The 18,041-nt window shown below is 58.6% G+C and carries 19 protein-coding genes and 1 pseudogene; 7 read left to right on the forward strand and 13 right to left on the reverse strand.

Annotated features, from left to right (window positions below):
• Positions 1–2: 2 nt before the first annotated feature.
• From ACYZTW_RS01335 to ACYZTW_RS01350, 4 genes and pseudogenes are all read right to left on the reverse strand, one after another.
• Entirely contained in the window at positions 3–1,061 is a 1,059-nt protein-coding gene (locus tag ACYZTW_RS01335) for a PA0069 family radical SAM protein (RefSeq protein ID WP_462003437.1), read from the reverse strand.
• A 70-nt stretch (positions 1,062–1,131) separates the two neighbouring features.
• On the reverse strand, positions 1,132–2,436 hold the full coding sequence (locus ACYZTW_RS01340) for a c-type cytochrome (protein ID WP_462003438.1): 1,305 nt from the start codon (positions 2,434–2,436) through the stop codon (positions 1,132–1,134).
• Positions 2,437–2,448: 12 nt separating this feature from the next.
• Positions 2,449–4,234: pseudogene (locus ACYZTW_RS01345) on the reverse strand (GMC family oxidoreductase).
• 2 nt (positions 4,235–4,236) lie between these two features.
• Complete coding sequence (locus tag ACYZTW_RS01350) at positions 4,237–4,977, reverse strand: gluconate 2-dehydrogenase subunit 3 family protein (protein ID WP_462003439.1); 741 nt, start codon at positions 4,975–4,977, stop codon at positions 4,237–4,239.
• Between the two features lie 299 nt (positions 4,978–5,276).
• Between ACYZTW_RS01350 and ACYZTW_RS01355 the strand changes: the two genes are divergently transcribed.
• Positions 5,277–5,921 carry a phosphatase domain-containing protein gene (locus ACYZTW_RS01355; protein WP_462003440.1) on the forward strand — a complete coding sequence of 215 codons (645 nt, stop codon included), beginning with the start codon at positions 5,277–5,279 and terminating at the stop codon, positions 5,919–5,921.
• A gap of 9 nt (positions 5,922–5,930) precedes the next feature.
• On the opposite strand, the gene ACYZTW_RS01360 is transcribed toward ACYZTW_RS01355, so the two are convergent.
• From ACYZTW_RS01360 to prlC, 3 genes are all read right to left on the reverse strand, one after another.
• Entirely contained in the window at positions 5,931–7,973 is a 2,043-nt protein-coding gene (locus tag ACYZTW_RS01360) for a M3 family metallopeptidase (protein WP_462003441.1), read from the reverse strand.
• A 114-nt stretch (positions 7,974–8,087) separates the two neighbouring features.
• Complete coding sequence (locus tag ACYZTW_RS01365; RefSeq protein ID WP_149628638.1) at positions 8,088–8,375, reverse strand: YheV family putative zinc ribbon protein; 288 nt, start codon at positions 8,373–8,375, stop codon at positions 8,088–8,090.
• The gene (prlC, locus tag ACYZTW_RS01370) at positions 8,372–10,450 is read right to left on the reverse strand and encodes an oligopeptidase A (protein WP_462003442.1); all 2,079 of its coding nucleotides are present in this window, start codon (positions 10,448–10,450) and stop codon (positions 8,372–8,374) included. The genes ACYZTW_RS01365 and prlC overlap by 4 nt, the downstream gene beginning before the upstream one ends.
• Positions 10,451–10,512: 62 nt before the next feature.
• Between prlC and ACYZTW_RS01375 the strand changes: the two genes are divergently transcribed.
• Both ACYZTW_RS01375 and ACYZTW_RS01380 read left to right on the forward strand, forming a co-directional pair.
• Positions 10,513–11,058, forward strand: a complete 546-nt coding sequence (locus ACYZTW_RS01375) for a gamma carbonic anhydrase family protein (RefSeq protein ID WP_462003443.1) — start codon at positions 10,513–10,515, stop codon at positions 11,056–11,058.
• Positions 11,059–11,084: 26 nt separating this feature from the next.
• Positions 11,085–11,735 carry an HAD family hydrolase gene (locus tag ACYZTW_RS01380; RefSeq protein ID WP_462003444.1) on the forward strand — a complete coding sequence of 217 codons (651 nt, stop codon included), beginning with the start codon at positions 11,085–11,087 and terminating at the stop codon, positions 11,733–11,735.
• 118 nt (positions 11,736–11,853) lie between these two features.
• On the opposite strand, the gene ACYZTW_RS01385 is transcribed toward ACYZTW_RS01380, so the two are convergent.
• Positions 11,854–12,930, reverse strand: a complete 1,077-nt coding sequence (locus ACYZTW_RS01385; RefSeq protein ID WP_462003445.1) for an aminopeptidase — start codon at positions 12,928–12,930, stop codon at positions 11,854–11,856.
• Positions 12,931–12,990: 60 nt separating this feature from the next.
• Here ACYZTW_RS01385 and ACYZTW_RS01390 point away from each other — a divergent pair, with 60 nt between their 5' ends.
• Entirely contained in the window at positions 12,991–13,413 is a 423-nt protein-coding gene (locus tag ACYZTW_RS01390) for a PA0061/PA0062 family lipoprotein (protein WP_462003446.1), read from the forward strand.
• Positions 13,414–13,453: 40 nt separating this feature from the next.
• Entirely contained in the window at positions 13,454–13,876 is a 423-nt protein-coding gene (locus tag ACYZTW_RS01395) for a PA0061/PA0062 family lipoprotein (RefSeq protein ID WP_462003447.1), read from the forward strand.
• A gap of 6 nt (positions 13,877–13,882) precedes the next feature.
• Here the strand turns inward: ACYZTW_RS01395 and ACYZTW_RS01400 are convergent, their stop codons facing one another.
• Positions 13,883–14,116 carry a DUF1161 domain-containing protein gene (locus tag ACYZTW_RS01400; protein ID WP_046044848.1) on the reverse strand — a complete coding sequence of 78 codons (234 nt, stop codon included), beginning with the start codon at positions 14,114–14,116 and terminating at the stop codon, positions 13,883–13,885.
• Positions 14,117–14,273: 157 nt separating this feature from the next.
• A complete protein-coding gene (locus ACYZTW_RS01405; protein ID WP_415772518.1) occupies positions 14,274–14,705 on the reverse strand; it encodes an OsmC family protein in 432 nt (143 codons plus the stop codon).
• Positions 14,706–14,946: 241 nt separating this feature from the next.
• On the opposite strand from ACYZTW_RS01405, the gene ACYZTW_RS01410 reads away from it, so the two are divergent.
• Positions 14,947–15,948: an LLM class flavin-dependent oxidoreductase gene (locus tag ACYZTW_RS01410; protein WP_462003448.1), complete on the forward strand. Its 1,002-nt coding sequence runs from the start codon at positions 14,947–14,949 to the stop codon at positions 15,946–15,948.
• Positions 15,949–16,012: 64 nt separating this feature from the next.
• Here ACYZTW_RS01410 and ACYZTW_RS01415 read toward each other — a convergent pair whose 3' ends face one another.
• Positions 16,013–16,237, reverse strand: a complete 225-nt coding sequence (locus ACYZTW_RS01415; RefSeq protein ID WP_129439601.1) for a DUF1161 domain-containing protein — start codon at positions 16,235–16,237, stop codon at positions 16,013–16,015.
• A 122-nt stretch (positions 16,238–16,359) separates the two neighbouring features.
• Complete coding sequence (locus ACYZTW_RS01420) at positions 16,360–16,575, reverse strand: dodecin (RefSeq protein WP_462003449.1); 216 nt, start codon at positions 16,573–16,575, stop codon at positions 16,360–16,362.
• A gap of 155 nt (positions 16,576–16,730) precedes the next feature.
• On the opposite strand from ACYZTW_RS01420, the gene ACYZTW_RS01425 reads away from it, so the two are divergent.
• Positions 16,731–17,057: an ElaB/YgaM/YqjD family protein gene (locus tag ACYZTW_RS01425; RefSeq protein WP_008152522.1), complete on the forward strand. Its 327-nt coding sequence runs from the start codon at positions 16,731–16,733 to the stop codon at positions 17,055–17,057.
• On the opposite strand, the gene ACYZTW_RS01430 is transcribed toward ACYZTW_RS01425, so the two are convergent.
• Entirely contained in the window at positions 17,054–17,947 is an 894-nt protein-coding gene (locus tag ACYZTW_RS01430) for a LysR family transcriptional regulator (RefSeq protein ID WP_462003450.1), read from the reverse strand. The two genes, ACYZTW_RS01425 and ACYZTW_RS01430, sit on opposite strands and share 4 nt — an antisense overlap.
• Positions 17,948–18,041: the final 94 nt, after the last annotated feature.

Below are 18,041 nucleotides of genomic sequence, written 5' to 3' on the forward strand. Positions count from 1 at the left end.
CCTCAAATCAACGACATCTGGCGACCTGGCGGACAGAAGGCTTCGCAGTCAAGATTGAAACCTTCCCGACGATTGAGCCCCAGGCGTTTGATGGTTTTGGCAAAGCGCTGCGCCAACAGATCGGCAAACGGCCCTTCGCCGCGCATTCTGGCACCGAAGCGACTGTCATAGAGTTCCCCGCCACGGCTCTGACGAATCAGGCTCAACACATGAGCGGCACGCTGAGGATAGTGCGCGGCCAGCCATTCTTCGAACAGCGGCGCCACTTCCAGCGGTAGACGCAACATCATGTAAGCCGCACTTTGCGCACCCGCGGCATGCGCTTCGGTGAGCAGGCTTTCGAGTTCGCTGTCGTTGATCATCGGAATCATCGGCGAGCACAGAACGCCCACCGGAATTCCCGCTTCACGCATCACGCGGATCGCCCGCAACCGAGCCTTGGGTGCAGCGGCGCGCGGTTCGAGGATGCGTTTGAGTTCATCGTCCAGGGTGGTGAGGCTGATCATCACCGCCACCAGCCTTTGCTCGGCGAGCTCGGCCAGCAGGTCCAGATCCCGCAGAATCAGCGAGCCCTTGGTAATGATGGTCACCGGGTGGCGATAACGCAGCAGGACTTCGAGGGTTTTGCGGGTGATTTTGTATTCGCGCTCGATCGGTTGATAAGGGTCCGTGTTGGAACCCAGATTGATCGGCGCGCATTGATAGCCGCGCTTGGACAGTTGTTCTTCCAGGACATCGGCGGCGTTGGTCTTGGCGATCAGTTTGGTTTCGAAATCCAGCCCCGGCGACATGTCCCAATAAGCGTGGCTGGGCCGCGCGTAGCAATAGATGCAGCCGTGCTCGCAGCCGCGATAGGGATTGATCGAGCGATCGAAGGGCAAGTCCGGCGAGTTGTTGCGAGTGATGATGGTTTTCGCCGTTTCGATGCGCACTTCGGTGCCTTGGGTGATCGGCGCTTCCTGATACCAGCCGTCATCCTCGGCCACCGAGCGATTTGGCGCGAAGCGGTTGTGCGGGTTGGTGGCGGTGCCACGACCGCGTGGGGGAAGAGGGGTGGACATAAAAACGCCTCTGTACTGTTTTTATATACAGTATAGAGGCGTTATTCATCTGGCTAGTGCCGCTGGGCAGTCAGTTCTTCTGGGTAACTTGCCCAAAATCGTCACCCGACGTGGTCTTCATATCATCCGTGCGCAGGTTCGCCACCTCACTCGCCTTGACCGGCGAGCCGCCGTTGCCCCAGCTGCTGCGGATGAAACTCACCACATCCGCCACTTCCTGATCCGATAAACGCCAGGCGAACCCGGGCATCGTGAAGGTCGAAGGCGCCATGTGGGTCGCAGGCAGCGTACCGCCCTTGAGCACGATGTGAATCAGCGACGTCGGATCCTGCGACTGCAACACCGGGTTGCCCGCCAGCGCCGGGAACACTTTGGTGTAGCCATGGCCATCGGTACGGTGACAGGCCGCGCAGTTGTCGATGTACACCGAAGCGCCAGGCTTGCTGTCGTCCCCGTTCCACAGTGCCTGTGCGATCTGTTTGTCGTACGGGTGCGGCTGATCATTGGGATCATTCGCCGGCAAGGATTTGAGGTAATGGGCAATCGCGGTCAGATCGTTGTCGGTCATGTACTGCATGCTGTGCGTCACCACATCACTCATGCCACCAAACACTGCGCTGCGATCACTGCGACCGGTCTTGAGGAACTGCACCAGTTGTTCTTCGCTCCAGCTGCCGAGGCCGTCTTTGTGATCGCCACGCAGACTTTTCGCGATCCAGCCTTCAAGCGGCGCACTGCCTGACAGAAAGGCGCTGCCTTCTCCTGCATTCAGGGCTTTTTCCTGCATGGTCAGGGCACGCGGCGTATGGCACGCGCCGCAATGTCCGAGGCCTTCCACCAGATAAGCCCCACGACTGATCACCGCATCTTCGCCGGGTGCCGCTTTGTAGTCCGCCACGGCCGGGGCAAACATCCAGCGCCAGCCCGCAAGCGGCCAGCGCATGCTCAAAGGCCAGGGAATGTCGCTGGCCTTGTTCTCCTGAGCGACAGGCGCTACGCCGTGCATGAAGTAGGCGTACAAGGCTTTCATGTCGGTTTCGTTGACGCTGGCGTAGGACGGATAGGGCATCGCCGGGTACAAGGTACTACCGTTTTTGGCGACGCCATGGCGCACGGCTTTGTCGAAGTCTTCGAAGCTGTAGTCGCCCAGGCCGGTTTTATCCGGCGTGATATTGGTGGAGTAGATCGTCCCGATCGGCGTTTCCATCGGTAGGCCGCCAGCGAACGGCTTGCCGTCCTTGGCGGTGTGGCAGGCCACGCAGTCGCCGGCACGGGCGAGGTACTCGCCTTGTTTGATCAGGTTTTGATCAATTTCTGCGGCGTTGATCGGGCCACAACCGAGCAGCGCCAGGGTCGCGATAACAAGTGCTTTCATGGTTATCGCTCCTTAAGCCTGAACCAGCGGGCCGGGGTTTTTCAGGTACTGTTCGCGGATTGCCCGGGCCGACCAGTAGGTCAACGCTGCCACCAGGCCGGTAGGGTTGTAGCCCAGACCTTGTGGGAAAGCTGATGCACCAGGGACGAAAACGTTATGCACATCCCAGCTCTGCAAATAACGGTTCAGGGCGCTGGTTTTCGGGTCGGTGCCCATGATCGCGCCGCCGTTGAGGTGGGTGGTCTGGTAAGACGCGGTGTTGAAGTGATCGCCAACCTTCTTGCCCAGTACGGCGATGGCCTTGGGGTTCATCGCTTCGGCGATCTTGCCCATTTTCTCGACCATGAAGCGGTTCATCTTGATGTCGTTTTCCTGCCAGTCGAAGGTCATCCGTAACAGCGGCAAGCCGTAGGCATCGCGGTACACCGGGTCTAGATCGAGGTAGTTGCCGCGGTAGGATTGATGCGCGCCGTGGGCATCCATCGACACTTGATGGGTGTAGTAATCGGCGGTGGCACGTTTCCAGGCACTGCCCCAGGCCGGAGTGCCTGGCGGGTTGGATGTGCCAGCGATCGGTCGGCTGCCTGCCTGGTTGACCCACATCGGCGAGCCGCCGACGAAGCCATGGGGCCCGTGATCGAAGTTGTCGGCGTTGAAATCGTCCACCGCCACGCCGTTACCGCCGGCACCAATAAAGTTATTGGTGTGGGTGTCTTTGTCGAAGTAGGCTTTGATGGTGGCCATGTTCTGGTAAGCGAAGTTCTTGCCGACCACGCCTTCGCCGCTGATCGGGTCATACGGCTTGCCGATACCCGAAAGCAACATCAGCCGCACATTGTGGAACTGGAAGGCACCGAGGATCACCAGATCTGCCGGCTGCTCGATTTCCCGGCCTTGGCCGTCGATGTAGGTCACACCTGTCGCCTTGCTCTTGGTGCTGTCGAGATTGACCCGCAGTACGTGGGAGTTGGGCCGAAGCTCGAAATTGGGCAGCGGTTTGAGCGCCGGCAGAATATTTACGTTCGGCGATGCCTTGGAATACATGTAGCAGACATAGCCGCTGCAAAAACCGCAGAAGTTGCACGGCCCCATCTGTGCGCCGTAGGGGTTGGTGTAAGGGCCTGACGTATTGGCAGAGGGTAGGTTGTAGGGTTTGTAACCCACTGCGGTGGCCGCTTTCTGAAACAGCTGTGCGGAAACAGTGTTCTTCTGCGATTCCAGCGGGAAATGATTCGAACGATCCGGCGCATACGGGTTGCCGCCCTTGCCTTCGCCGACCAACTGACCGTTCACCGTCCAAGCCTGACCCGAAGTGCCGAAGACCTTCTCGGCGTAATCGAAAAACGGTTCCAGCTCTTCATAGCTGACGCCGAAGTCCTGGATGGTCATGTCCTTGGGGATGAAGCTTTTACCGTAGCGTTCTTCGTAGTGGCTGCGCATGCGCAACTCGATCGGGTCGACCCGAAAAGTGCACGCCGGACCAGTGCAGACCTGCGCCGCCCACGCCATTACCCGGCAGGAATGCGCCCAGTTGGCGGTTCGGTAGCGCGATGTCATTCACGCTATGGCGAATGGTCACGGTCTCCTTGGAAATGTCCTGGAAGAGTTTTTTGCGCACGCTGTAGGTGAGTTCGTCGATCACCTGTGGGTAATTGCCGTCGGGGTAAGTGTCCTGCATCGGCCCGCGCTCCAGCGCCAGCACATTCAGGCCGGCTTCTGTCAGCTCCTTGGCCATGATCGCGCCCGTCCAGCCAAAACCGACGATCACTGCATCGACCTTCTTCATTACCGTTGCCATGCTTACGCCCTCTCGCCGCGAATCGAAACTGCCGGGAAGGGGTATTGCTCGTTGCGTTCCACCCAATCCATGAAATCGGCGCGGGCGCCGGGGAAGCCGATCATGGTCCAGCCGATCATGCCTTTATTGCCGCCGTGAATCGGGTCGCAGAAGAACCCTTCTTTGGTGTTTTGCAGCAGCAGGTTGAAGAAAATCTTCGCTGGAACGCTGTCGAACTGAGGTTTTCCGGCCTCAAGTTGCTTGAGTAAATCGTCTCGGGTAGCGCTGTCTTGCTCAGCAAATACTTTACCGTTGAACGCATTCGACCAAGCATCCGTCGCGGCGATGCCCAGGCGATAAATCTCTTTGGGCACCAGTTTGCTCTGCCAGCCCATTTCTGGAGCGGCGTCTGCGTTGAACGGTCCCTGCATGAACCACAGCGCACCGGCCGCGTAAGGCGTGTTCATCTGGCGGTCGATGTATTCGGGCACACCGGCTTCCAGGGCGCCTGGCCCTTGGGCATCGCTTGGAATCAACTGGGCGACAGCCGCCTTGATGAACGTCCATTCTTCGGCGGTGAAATAGCCGGGTTCATAGGTGCTGGTGCTGACCGGCGCTTTGCCGGAACGGGTCGGGACTGCTTCGGGCGCGGCCATCAGGACCGTGCTGCCCAGACCGGTGCTGGCAACGGTGACCACCGGGATCAAGGTCAGGGATTTGCGCAAAAACTCACGCCGCGGGTTGTCTCGATCTTGATCGGACATGGGGGGGCACCTCATCAGGCATTAGCGGTTTTTCAGCCGTCTCGCAGGACGACTTTTCGTTTTGACACCGATGCAGAACGCCAGCAAACGGGGAGCAATAGGGCGCATCGGTAATATGGGGTAACAAATGGTAGCAGGCTAAGCATCAAGATGAACCGATTCAGCTAAAAAACCTCGGTTTTGCGACGAAAGCGATTGGCTGATTCACGATTCTTTGACAGACGGCTCACAGGCCTTTGACCGCTCGGGGGTGAAGCTGGGCGTCATCTTCCCGACTCTCCTGAACGGTCACCCCGAGCATGTCTCTATCGCGTTGTATCCCAGCGATCTGCCTGTCGCTGGCCGCACTTTTGAACCTGACGCTGGCCCTTGCCGACGACAGTGCGTTGCCCCGACCTGCGGAGTGGGCTCAATCGGTCGAGGTGCAATACAACCTCTTCAAAATGTCCCCGACGCTCTATCGCAGTGCATTGCCCGACAGCGGAGCGGTGCCGTTACTGGAAAAACTCAAGGTCGGGACCGTTATCACTTTCCTGCCCGAGTCGGACTCCAGCTGGTTGTCGACACCAGGTATCGCGCAGGTACAGCTGCCCTATCGCACCAACCATGTGGATGATGCGGATGTACTCAAAACCCTTCGCGCGATCCAGACTGCCGAAGCCAAGGGACCGGTGCTGATGCACTGCAAGCATGGTTCGGACCGCACGGGCCTGATGGCGGCCATGTACCGGGTCGTGGTGCAGGGCTGGAGCAAGGAGGACGCCCTGAATGAAATGACCCAGGGCGGCTTTGGTGACAGCACTCATTTCAAGGACGGCGTCCGTTACATGATGCAGGCCGATGTCGATAAGCTTCGCACCGCGCTGGCCAACGGCGATTGCAGCACGAGTCCGTTCGCCAGTTGTTCGATGAAGAGCTGGTTCAAATCGGCTCACGTCGAGTAAACCGTTGCGTCAGGGGGCAACGGCCTTTGATGAAAGCGCGAAAAGATCTTCGGCGATCGGTCGTTCAAGAAACGCTTCCATGGCGCTCAGCAAAGAGCGCGAATCGCCCTGAGAAAAAAACGCCTCGCGAAAGGCTCGCCCTGTTTGCGCGTTGAAGACCCAGTCCTGACGGAATCGCTTGAAGGCTTCGGTGGCCAGTACGCCTGACCACTGGTAGGCGTAAACCGAGGCCGCGTAACCAGTCACCATGTAGTCAAAGCTGTTTGCGAACCGGCAATAGGACGGCAGTTGCAAGTGGGGAGCCTCCCGTTGAACGTCTTCGAATACTTGCTGAACGCTACGGCCATCGCCTTGGCTGCGATGCAGTTCGAAGTCGCACAAGGCGCCCATCAGCAACTGCACGGTTTTCCAGCTGTTCTGGGTTTGAATGGCCATCAGCGCCACCTCGACTCGCTGCTCGGTCAAGCGCTCACCGGTCTGATGATGGGCGGCCAGCCACAGCAGAAACTCCCGTGACAGGCACCAACGTTCGAACAACTGCCCGGCGAACTCGGCGGTATCGCGTCCCAATTGGGAAATCCCGGAAAGGGTGTAGTGAGGCGAGCGCGTCAGAATATGCTGCAAGCAATGACCAAACTCATGGAACAGCACACGCAGGTCCAGGTGCGCGAGGAGGCAAGGATGATCGACGTTCCCAAGTGTGAAGTTGCCGTGAAGAACGGCGATGGGCAGCGTCAATCGACCTTCGGCGTTTATCCGCCGGTTGCGACGCGTGGCGGTCCAGGCGTAGTCCGCCGCCTCCTCTCGGTGGTAAGGATCAAGGTAAACATGCCCGATCACCTGCCCATGCTCGCTGATTTCAAACAGACGCACGCTGTCATGCCAGCGGCTGAACGTTTTCTGCTCGACGATCTGAATGCCGAACATGCGCTCGCTGAACAGGCACAGTCGGTGCAACGTTCCGTCCAGTGGGAAATAGGCCCGCAGGTTATTCAGGGAGCCACCGAGGTGGCGCTGACGTAATTGCTCGGCGAGAAATTCGCGGTCCCACGGTTGAATCTCGGCAATGCCCCGTTCGAGCGCAAACGCCTTGAGTGCCTGTGCGTCCTTCTCGACCTCTGGCGTTGCCAACGTTACTTGCCGTCGCAGGAATCCGCTCACTTGCGCGGTTGATTCCGCCATTTCCGTCGCCAGGGCGAGTTGTGCGAAATTCTCATACCCGAGCAACCCGGCTTTTTGGTGACGCAGGGACAGCAGCAACTCCAGTACAGGGCCATTATCGAATTGCCCGGCGTGCGGGCCTTGATCGGAAGCACGGGTGGTGTACGCAAAAAAGTATTCTTCGCGCAGCACTCGATTTTCGGCATAGGTCATGACCCGATTGTAGGTGTCCTGATTCAGACGGATCAGCCAGCCCTCATGTCCTGCCTGTTGCGCGTTGAGCGCCAGACGGTCCTTTGTCGCCTGGGATAAACCGTTGAGTTGCGTAACGTCATCAATGCGCTTGGTCCAGGCCGCAGTGGCGTTTTCCAAATGGCTTAGAAACAGGCTTTCGAGCAGGCTGATGTGCTGATTCAGGCGAACAAGTTGTTGCTGTTGCTCGGTAGGCAAGTCGATCCCCGACAAGTGAAAGCCGCGCAGAATCTTGGTCAGCACCGCTTTGCGGGACTCATCGAAATTGCGGGCAATGGGGCTTTGCGCCAGACGTTGATACGCTCGGAACAGCGCTTGATTGCTCATTTTTTCAGTCATGTACCGCGCCACGGCATCGACACACATCGCGCTCGCCACGTCCCAGGCGTTGCCGTCGTGTTTCACCATGCCCAGGGTTTCGATGACGCCCATGGTCTCATCCAGACGCGCGTCGGTTTCATCGACCGCCAGCACCAGGTCGTCCCAGGTCGGGAATGCGGATTGGGAGGCGATGATTTCAACAATGGCCAGGCGGTTGTCAGCAATGATGGATTCGATGGCCGGCACAAGATGCTCGGCGCGGATCGCCGAATAAGGCGGCAGGTCCCAGGCCTGTAAAAGTGGATTGGTGTCGGGCATGGCGTCTTCCTTGAGTAGAGGCTGAATTCGGTCAGCCTATAAAGGAAGCGCAGGGGAAAGGTGGTAAATAGATACCACCTTCCAATCCGTTCAGGAGTGGAAGGTGGTGTTGACTCAGTGTTGCTCGTCAGGCTTTTTCTTCAGCTTCGGGTTAGGGAAAAACTGCACAGCCTGAACCTTGGCGTCCGGCACCTTCAGCGCCGAGGTGTTGACCCGCGTGCCCAACTCCTTGGGTACTGACAGGCCTTGTTCATTCAGCGTGTCCGAATAACCGCAGGCCACGCACTCGCGGTGCGGGACGTCGTCTTCGTTCCACATCATCAACTTGTCCGGCTCGCTGCACGCCGGGCAGACCGCCCCGGCGATAAAGCGTTTTTTCGTCTTCACAGGCCCCTCGCTCATGCTGCCGCGACCTCACTCAGGCCGCTGTGGCGCAAGAGTGCGTCAATCGACGGCGGTCGTCCGCGGAAGTCGACGAACAGCACCATCGGCTCCTGGGAGCCACCGCGAGCCAGGATCGCTTCGCGGAAGGCACGGCCGGTGTCGGCGTTGAGCACGCCTTCTTCTTCGAATTTCGAGAAGGCATCCGCCGACAGCACTTCAGCCCATTTGTAGCTGTAGTAACCCGCCGCGTAACCGCCGGCGAAGATGTGGGCGAAGCTGTTCGGGAAACGGTTGTAGGCGGGTGGACGCATGACCGAAACCTCGTCGCGCACACCTTCAAGTACCTGCGCCACGCTACGGCCGTCGCCGTGAGTGGCGTGCAGGTCGAAGTCGAACAGCGAGAACTCCAGCTGACGAACCATCATCAGGCCGGACTGGAAGTTCTTCGCGGCGAGCATTTTCTCCAGCAGGTCTTGAGGCAGCGGTTCGCCGGTTTCGTAGTGACCGGAGATCAGCGCCAGACCTTCCGGCTCCCAGCACCAGTTCTCCATGAATTGGCTTGGCAGCTCGACCGCATCCCAGGCCACGCCGTTAATACCGGATACGCCGGCGTACTCGACGCGGGTCAGCAAGTGATGCAGGCCGTGACCGAATTCGTGGAACAGGGTGGTCACTTCATCGTGGGTCAACAGCGCTGGTTTGCCGCTGTCGGCCGGGGTGAAGTTGCACACCAGGTTGGCCACCGGGCTCTGCAGTACGCCTTCAGCCGTGCGGCGACGGTCGCGTGCGCCGTCCATCCAGGCACCGCCGCGCTTGTTGGCGCGAGCGTAGAGGTCGAAGAAGAAGCGGCCGACGTGCTGGCCGTTTTCCTTGATTTCGAACAGGCGAACATCCGGGTGCCAGGTGTCGAAGCCTTTCTGCTCGGCGATTTCGATGCCGTACAGACGCTGGACGATAGCGAACAGACCGCCCAGCACCTTGTCGATCGGGAAGTAAGCGCGAAGGGCTTCCTGGGCGACGCTGTAGCGTTGCTCGCGAAGTTTTTCACCGTAGAAACCGCTGTCCCAGCTTTGCAGGTCCGGGCAGCCTTGTTCGGCGGCGTACGCCTTGAGCTGTTCCAGATCCTGGGCGGCGAACGGCTTGCTGCGCTTGGCCAGATCGCGCAGGAAACTCAGCACCTGATCGCTGGATTCGGCCATTTTGGTGGCCAGGCTCAGCTCCGAGAAGCTGGCGAAGCCCAAGAGTTTTGCAAGCTCCTGACGCAGGTCGAGGATTTCTTCCATGACCGGGCCGTTATCGTTCTGACCGGCATTCGGGCCTTGGTCCGATGCACGGGTGCAGTAGGCGGCGTAGACTTCTTCGCGCAGGGCGCGGTCCTGGGCGTAGGTCATCACCGCGTAGTAGCTCGGGAACTCCAGGGTGATCAGGAAGCCTTCCAGGCCTTTGGCCTGTGCAGCCGCGGCCATTTGCGCCTTGGCCGAATCGGTCAGGCCGGCGAGGGTAGCTTCATCAGTGACGTGTTTGGTCCAGGCCTGAGTGGCGTCGAGCAACTGGTTGGAGAAGCGGCTGCCCAGCTCCGACAATTTGCTTTGCACTTCGGCGTAACGCTTTTGGTCGGCCTCCGGCAGGTCGATACCCGACAGACGGAAGTCACGCAGGGAATGTTCCAGGATAGTTTTCTGCGCCACGTCGAAACCGGCAGCTTCGGGACTATCAGCCAGCGCTTCGAATGCCTCGAACAACTCGCGGTTCTGGCCCAGTTCGGTGGAATAGGCGCTCAAGGCCGGCAGGCAGGACTCGTAGGCTTCGCGTAATTCGGCGCTGTTGCACACGGCATTCAGGTGGCTGACCGGGCTCCAGGCAGCGCCCAGGCGATCATTCAGCTCGTCCATCGCCAACACCAGGCCGGCCCAGGTTGGTTGTTTGCCCTGGGTTTTGAGGATCTCGATAATCGCGGCGCGGTTGTCAGCCAGGATCTGTTCGATGGCCGGTTGTACGTGTTCGGCACGGATCGCCGAGAACGGCGGCAGGTCGTAGGACTGCAAAAGAGGGTTGTTCACGCTCACGGTTGGCACCTTGGCTGGAAGAAACATTGCGCCATCTTAATTACAATCGACGCTCACCGCAGCTATCAGCAAAAGAGAGAGAGCCTATCGTGACCCTTCGCAAGTATCAGAACCACACGCCGCTACTGGGCAAAGGCGCCTTTGTCGACGGTTCGGCGGTGGTGATCGGCGACGTCGAAATCGGCGAAGACAGCTCGGTCTGGCCACTGACGGTGATCCGTGGCGACATGCACCGCATCCGTATCGGCGCGCGGACCAGCGTGCAAGACGGCTGTGTGCTGCACATCACCCACGCCGGGCCGTTCAATCCCGATGGCTTTCCGTTGCTGATTGGCGACGATGTGACCATCGCGCATAAAGTCATGCTCCACGGCTGCACCGTGGGCAGTCGGATTCTGATCGGCATGGGCAGCATCGTCATGGACGGTGCGGTGGTCGAGGACGATGTGATCATCGGTGCCGGCAGTCTGGTGCCACCGGGCAAGCGCCTGGAAAGCGGCTTCCTTTATGTGGGCAGTCCGGTGAAGCAGATTCGACCGCTGACTGATAAGGAAAAAGCCTTTTTCACCTACAGCGCGGCGAATTACGTGAAGCTCAAGAATTTGCATCTGGCCGAAGGCTACGACTCGCTCTGACCGTGCGCCCTTATTCAGGATTCAACATGCATTACCAAACCGTATTGTTCGACCTCGATGGCACCCTGACCGATCCACGCGAGGGCATCACCCGTTCGATCCAGTTCGCCTTGAGCAAACTGGGCATCGATGAGCCTGACCTGACCAAACTCGAACACTTCATCGGCCCGCCGTTGTTGCAGGCGTTCATGCAGTTCTACGACTTCGACGAGCCCAAGGCCTGGGAAGCGGTGAATTTCTATCGCGAACGTTTCAAGGTCACCGGCCTGTACGAGAACCGCGTGTTCGACGGCGTCACACCACTGTTGGAGACCCTCGGCGGGCAAGGGCGACAGCTGTACATCGCGACGTCCAAACCGTGGATTTTCGCCCGGGAAATTGCCCGGCACTTCGACTTCGCCAAACACTTCAAAGTGATCTATGGCAGCGAACTGGATGGAACCCGGACCAACAAAGTCGAGCTGATTGCCCACTTGATGGCCGAAGAAGGCCTGGACCCGGCCAGCACCTTGATGATCGGCGACCGTAAACACGACCTGATCGGTGCGCGCAGTAACGGGCTGGATGCGGCGGCGGTGGGTTACGGGTTTGGCAGTCGGGAAGAGTTGAGCGCTGAAGCACCGGCCTGGCACTTCGAGACGCTGGAAGAGATGCATCAGGCGTTTTTGCGGGGCTGATACTAAATTGTGGCGAGGGAGCTTGCTCCCGCTGGGTCGCGGAGCGGCCCCAAAATCGGCATGCACCGCATGGCGACGGCTTCGCCGCCGAACGGGAGCAAGCTCCCTCGCCACAACATTATTTGTCTGTCAGCTTCCTCAGCGCGGCTTTTCGCTCTCCAACGGGCAAGGCTCCAAGCTTCTCGACCGATGCATAAAACTTCACCCAATCCCCACCCTCCTGTCTGAACAATGCCGCAAACGCCGGCACCCATTGGTCGTACAGCCCAAACGGCAACAGCCGGGCATTGTTCATCGGTGCATTGATCCACGCGTCATAGCGTTTGTCCCCAGCCCATTGTCTGTCGCGCAACTGCCGGTATTCACCCCGCAATCGTTCGAACTCGTCGGCTTTGCGCTGGCGCATCTGGTCGGTGGGCAGGGGCAGGGTGTACAGCCGTTCAAGTCGCGTGCGGGTATCCAGAATCAACTGAATGAACTGGTCCCGTTGCTGCACCTGCGCGCCACTGTCCGGCGCTAGGCCGCGGAATGCACGCCATTGGCGGGTGCCTTCCTGTTCGACGAAGGTGGCGAAAGACTCATTGAATTCGGTGTCGTCCTTCACATAAAAGCGTTGATGCGCCAGTTCATGGAAGATCAGCGTGGCCACTCGTTCGTCACCCCAGGCCATCATCGAACTGATAATCGGATCATTGAACCAGCCGAGCGTCGAATAAGCCTCGACGCCACCGATCGACACGTCCATACCTTGCAGTCGTTGCAACGCCGCTGCACCGCGGGCCGCGCTCTGGCTATAGTACCCGCGATAGGCGACGCAACCGGCGATCGGGAAGCAATGGTTCTGTGGTGTCAGGGAAAATTCCGGTGTAGCGAAGACATTCCAGACTACGAACGGCCGGCCAATGTCGGCGTACAAACGGTAACTCTGGTTATCTGGCAGATGCAGCTGTTGGCTGGCGAACGTGCGGGCTTGTTGCGATTGAGTCAGGTGCGCACGCAATTGCTGATCGCGACGGGGATCGGCAATGACTGAGGAAACCGGCTCCCGCGCCCGCAGCAATTGAAGCTGACCACTGGCCAATTGGCCGTAATAGCTGACGCTGGCGCAACCATTGAGCAACAAATACAACACACCCGGAAACAAAATGCGTAAAACGCGATCAAGTAACCCAAGGCTTGGAAGCAGCCTGATCACAATAAAAACATCCCTGGAAAGTCTGCCCACAAGACTATCCCGCCTGAGTGGAGCTCCGCTATGCGCAAGTTGATACTGACAGGAGGCCTGTTGATGCTGGCCGGTTGTGCTGGATTCGGATTACCCCGCCACGACCCGGCTCAAGCGTGGATCGACCTGGATTCACAGCAAGAAGACACCGCGCTGCAAGCGTTGGAAGTCGATGACAAGGCCTCCACTGACAAGCGCTATTTCCAGGTTCAGCCTGGTAGCCATGAGCTCACCGTTCGTTACCAATTCCCGGTCGCGCCAAGCAACATCGGACCCGATGCCGAGCCACTGTGGCGTGACTGCCACCTAAACGTGAAATTCAAAGATTTCAACGCCGGCGAGCGGTATCAGTTGAAAGCAGGAAATATCGGCTTTCGGCCGTGGGCAAAACTCTACGATCAACAGCGTAAAGTCATTGGCCAGGGCACACCTGCAGGCTGTCAACGCACCTGATCAGCGTTATGCTGAATGACCAATCCTCGGGACATTCATCATGCGCAGGTTGATGTTGTTGCTGGCTGCAAGCGTTGTTGCTGGCTGCCAGAGCCCGTTGCCGGCGGTCAATCCGCAGATGGCGTGGGTCGAATTTTCTACGCCATTCCCCAATGACAAATTGTTGATGGCTGAACGACTGGACAAGCAGCGATTGCGCGACGGGCGTTTTTTCCAGGTCACTCCCGGCAGCCATGAACTGATCGTTCGATTCGACTTCGAAGTGCCCGGTGGTGGGGGCTTAGGTGTGATGGACGGTCCCTCGGAACGGCTGTGCTACCTGACCATCAACTACGATCATTTCGAAGCCGGCCAGCGTTATGTGTTGGTAGGCCAGTCGATGGCGTTTACTCCCGGCGCCCGGCTGTACAACGCCAAGCGGGAGATCGTCGCTGAAGACCGAGAGTCCTATTGCCTGATGTGAGGTGAATCAGCGGTCGTTCTTCTGGTAGATGATTTTCTTCGTGCCGCCTTCGCACGAGCCAACGACCATATTCTGATCGTGTACTTCGTCGTTGGTGACGATTTCCAGCGTGTAGGACGAGACGTTATTGGCCTGGATCTTGGCCTCGATCTCGGCCTTGAGTTCTTCACAGGATTTCGCTGCCGCCAGGGCCGATGTGGCCAGCGCGCAACAGATAACCGCCAAGGCAAAACGTTTCATGGTTGAAGCTCCTTTGAGGCAGCGCGCAGGGTAATGCGCTTTAGCTGCTGTCATTTATTCGACCACAATCTCGCCAGCCAGGTTTTGTTTCAGCGCAAAAAAAGAACGCAGCCCGCGGAGGCTGCGATCTTTTATCAGGGAGCGCGACAACCCCCTATCAGCTGACCAATGTTGCATCCAGGCTGATTTTCGCATTCAACACTTTGGAAACCGGGCAGCCTTCTTTGGCTTTATTGCTCAGTTCCTCAAATTGAGCCTGAGTCGCCCCAGGAATTTTCGCTTTGAGGATCAATTTCACTGCCGTGATCGCGAAACCGCCGTCCACCTGGTCCAGGGTGACTTCGGCATTGGTATCGATGCTGTCGGCCTTGAGACCGGCATCGCCGAGAATCATCGAAAATGCCATGGAGAAGCAGCCCGCGTGCGCTGCACCGATCAGCTCTTCTGGATTGGTGCCCTTGCCGCCTTCGAAACGTGCCTTGAAGCCGTAGGGCGCTTCTTTGAGGACACCGGTTTCCGTGGAAATCGAGCCGATGCCGGTTTTCAGGTCACCTTCCCAGTGAGCCGATGCTTTCTTTGTGATAGCCATGTTTGCCTCCTCAAGATCCGGCGCGAAGCGTCGCGCCTTTATGGTTTTCGGTTGCTAGGGTTCTGAGGATAGACCGTGGTGCAAAGTTCACCTCATCGGGTCAGTCCGGTTATTTCGCAGGAATTTTGTCTCTCCTATTGAAACTCGGGTATATGCCCTCATTGCATGAAACACGCTTATAGATTCGGCAGGTTTTCGTTTGTAAGAAAAAACCTGCGCCCTCAATTGGAGAAGCAGGCTTATGAAACGACTGTCCGATATCAAGTTCTCGACCCTTGATCTGGTGCCTGTGCGAGAGAACGGCAGCGCGGCCCAGTCGCTGCGCAATTCCCTGGACCTGGCTCAACACGTCGAAAAATTCGGCTACAACCGTTTCTGGGTTGCCGAACACCACAACATGGACGGCATTGCCAGTTCGGCAACCTCGGTACTGCTTGGCTACCTCGCAGGCGGCACCTCGACCATTCGTGTCGGTTCGGGTGGTGTGATGTTGCCCAACCACGCGCCGCTGGTGATCGCCGAGCAGTTCGGCACGCTCGAAAGTCTGTACCCGGGCCGGATCGACCTGGGCCTGGGTCGTGCCCCCGGTTCCGATCAGATGACCGCACGGGCGTTGCGCCGTGAACGCTCCGGTAGCGCTGACGATTTTCCGGAGGATGTGGCGGAACTGATGCGCTACCTCGGCCCGCGCACCCCGGACCAGCGGATCATCGCAATGCCAGGCACCGGCACTAATGTCCCGGTCTGGCTGCTGGGCTCCAGCCTGTTCAGTGCACAACTGGCCGGTGAACGCGGTTTGCCCTACGCCTTCGCCTCACATTTCGCGCCGCGCTTCATGCATGAGGCCATACGCGTCTACCGCAACCACTTCAAGCCTTCAGCAATATTGGATAAGCCCTACGTAATGCTCGGTGTGCCCTTGGTGGCTGCTGATACCGATGAGCAGGCCGATTATCTGGCGACCTCGGTCTATCAGCGGATTCTCGCCCTGATGCGTGGCCAAAGCCTGGTGCAACGTCCACCGGTAAAAACCATGGACGGCCTGTGGCTGCCTCATGAGAAAGAGGCGGTCGGCGATTTCCTTGGTCTGGCGATGGTCGGCAGTCCGCAGAAAATCCGCGCCAAACTGGAAGTGCTGATCGAGCAGACCCAGGCGGATGAGCTGATTTTCACCTGCGACCTGTACGAACATGACGATCGCGTGCACTCCTATGAGCTGCTGGCGCAGGTCATGAAGGGCTGACGCTCAAATAGCGAGCGCAAAAAAGCCGACGTCATTGCGTCGGCTTTTTCATTTTCGAGGGAGATCAGCCCTGCTTGTAGACGATTTGCTTGGAGCCTTTTTCACAGGTGCCGACGATTTTCCCGCCAGCAGCAGCGCCTTTATCAACGATTTCCAGTGAATAATTAGAAATGCCCTTGGCATCAAGTTTCGCTGTGATTTCGGCTTTCAGCTCTTCGCACGACTTGCCCTGAGCCAGGGCTGTTCCCGCAAGACTCAACAAGCCTACCGCCAAAATAAAATTCTTCATCGGTCGCATTCCCTGGTCGGATCAATAGGGGCACCCAGCAATCAGCCGGATGTAAATATGTAGCGCTTTGCCATTCCCTATGGCGCTCGGCCAGCGCGCAGGCTCAGAAGACTAGCTCAAACTCAGCTACTGGCAATCCGGAACCCGACTTTGAGCGTCACCTGGAAGTGTGCGGCCTTGCCGTCCTTGATGTGCCCGCGGGTTTCGGACACTTCGAACCATTCCATGTACTTGAGGCTTTTGCTGGCCTCGGCCAGTGCGTTGTTGATGGCGTCTTCAATGCTGCTGGTGGACGAGCCGACGAGTTCGACTTTCTTGTAGGTGTGATGGTCAGTCATGGCGTTCTCCTCAGGGTGTGAAATACAGCCTAGCAGTGATTTTTCGTATTACTTCTGTCGGCCAATCCGAAGTAGAAGTTCAGATTTACTGCACTTTCTCAAACCCCTGAAGTCCCAACCAACACACGCAACTCAATCAATGCAGGAGAGCCACCATGGCTAACACCTCTTTACGTAAAGCCTCATTGCAAAGCATGGAAGCCGAGATCGAGAGTCTGCTGAAATCTTTGGAAAACCTGAAGGACGACGCCTCGGACGAGTCGCGTAAAACCCTTAAGGCCTTGAAAAGCAACGCCGAGAACGCGCTGAAGCATTCGCGCCATCTGCTCAGCGATGCGTACGAAGAAGTCAAAGTCAAAACCCGTGAAACCGGGATTGCCACGCGGGACTACGCCCAGGAACACCCTTGGACGACAGCAGGTGTCGCCGTCGGTGCGTTGGGTCTGCTCGCGGCTTATCTGTTGTTCAAACGCGGTGACTAATCCGTCTGGCGCAGCTCGTTTTTGAGCCACTGCGCCAGTTGCCGAGCGCGCCCGTCCGCGGCGCGTTTGGGTAGCCACAACGCCAGTTGCGCCGGGGTTTCACTGAAGCCCCAAGGCGCAACCAGGCGACCGGCCTTCAAGTCCTCGGCCACCAGCGGCTCGGGCGCAATCGCCACCCCCAGGCCGGCCACTGCGGCCTCCAGCAAATAATACAAATGCTCGAAACCCTGACCGTACTTCAACGCCCTGGCGTCGAGGCCGCTTTGCTGTGCCCAGCTTGGCCAGGCCTGAGGGCGTGAGGTGGTGTGCAGCAATGGCTCGCTCAGCAGCGCTGCGGGCGGTGCGTGTTGCAGCCGTTCGTAACCCGCGAATCGCGGGCTCAGGACCGGGCCGATCCGTTCGCTCGCCAACTCATAGACCTGCATGTCCGCGGGCCACGGTGGCTCGGCAAACACCAGCAAGGCGTCCAGCCCCGGGCGACGTGGATCGAGATCACCTTCGCCAGCCGACAGGTGCAGGCGCAGGTCCGGCAGATCAGCATTCAGCCGCCCCAAGCGCGGAATAAACCAGCGCGCCAGCAGACTTCCCGAACAACCCAGCACGAACGGCGCATCGGCGGTACTTTGGGTCAGCTCTGCGCACACAGTCCGCAAGCGCTCGAACGCCTCGCCGCTGGCATCGCGCAAACGAATGCCGGCATCTGTGAGTTTAAGGCCGCGTCCATCCTTGATGAACAGGCTCACGCCGAGGTGCTCTTCCAACACCTTGAGCTGTCGGCTGACCGCGCCATGGGTGACGTGCAGCTGTTCGGCGGCTTTGCTGACGCTGTTCAGGCGGGCAGTCGCTTCGAAGGCCCGAAGGGCGTTCAGCGGAGGGAGATCGTGGCTCATGTTATATGTGAGCTTTCCTGACAGGTTGCGGCGATCTTATCGGTTTTCAGCCTGCGGCGTCAGGGGTAGAGTTAAGCCCACTCTCTCTTCAAAA

Source organism: Pseudomonas sp. LB3P25 (assembly GCF_054897985.1).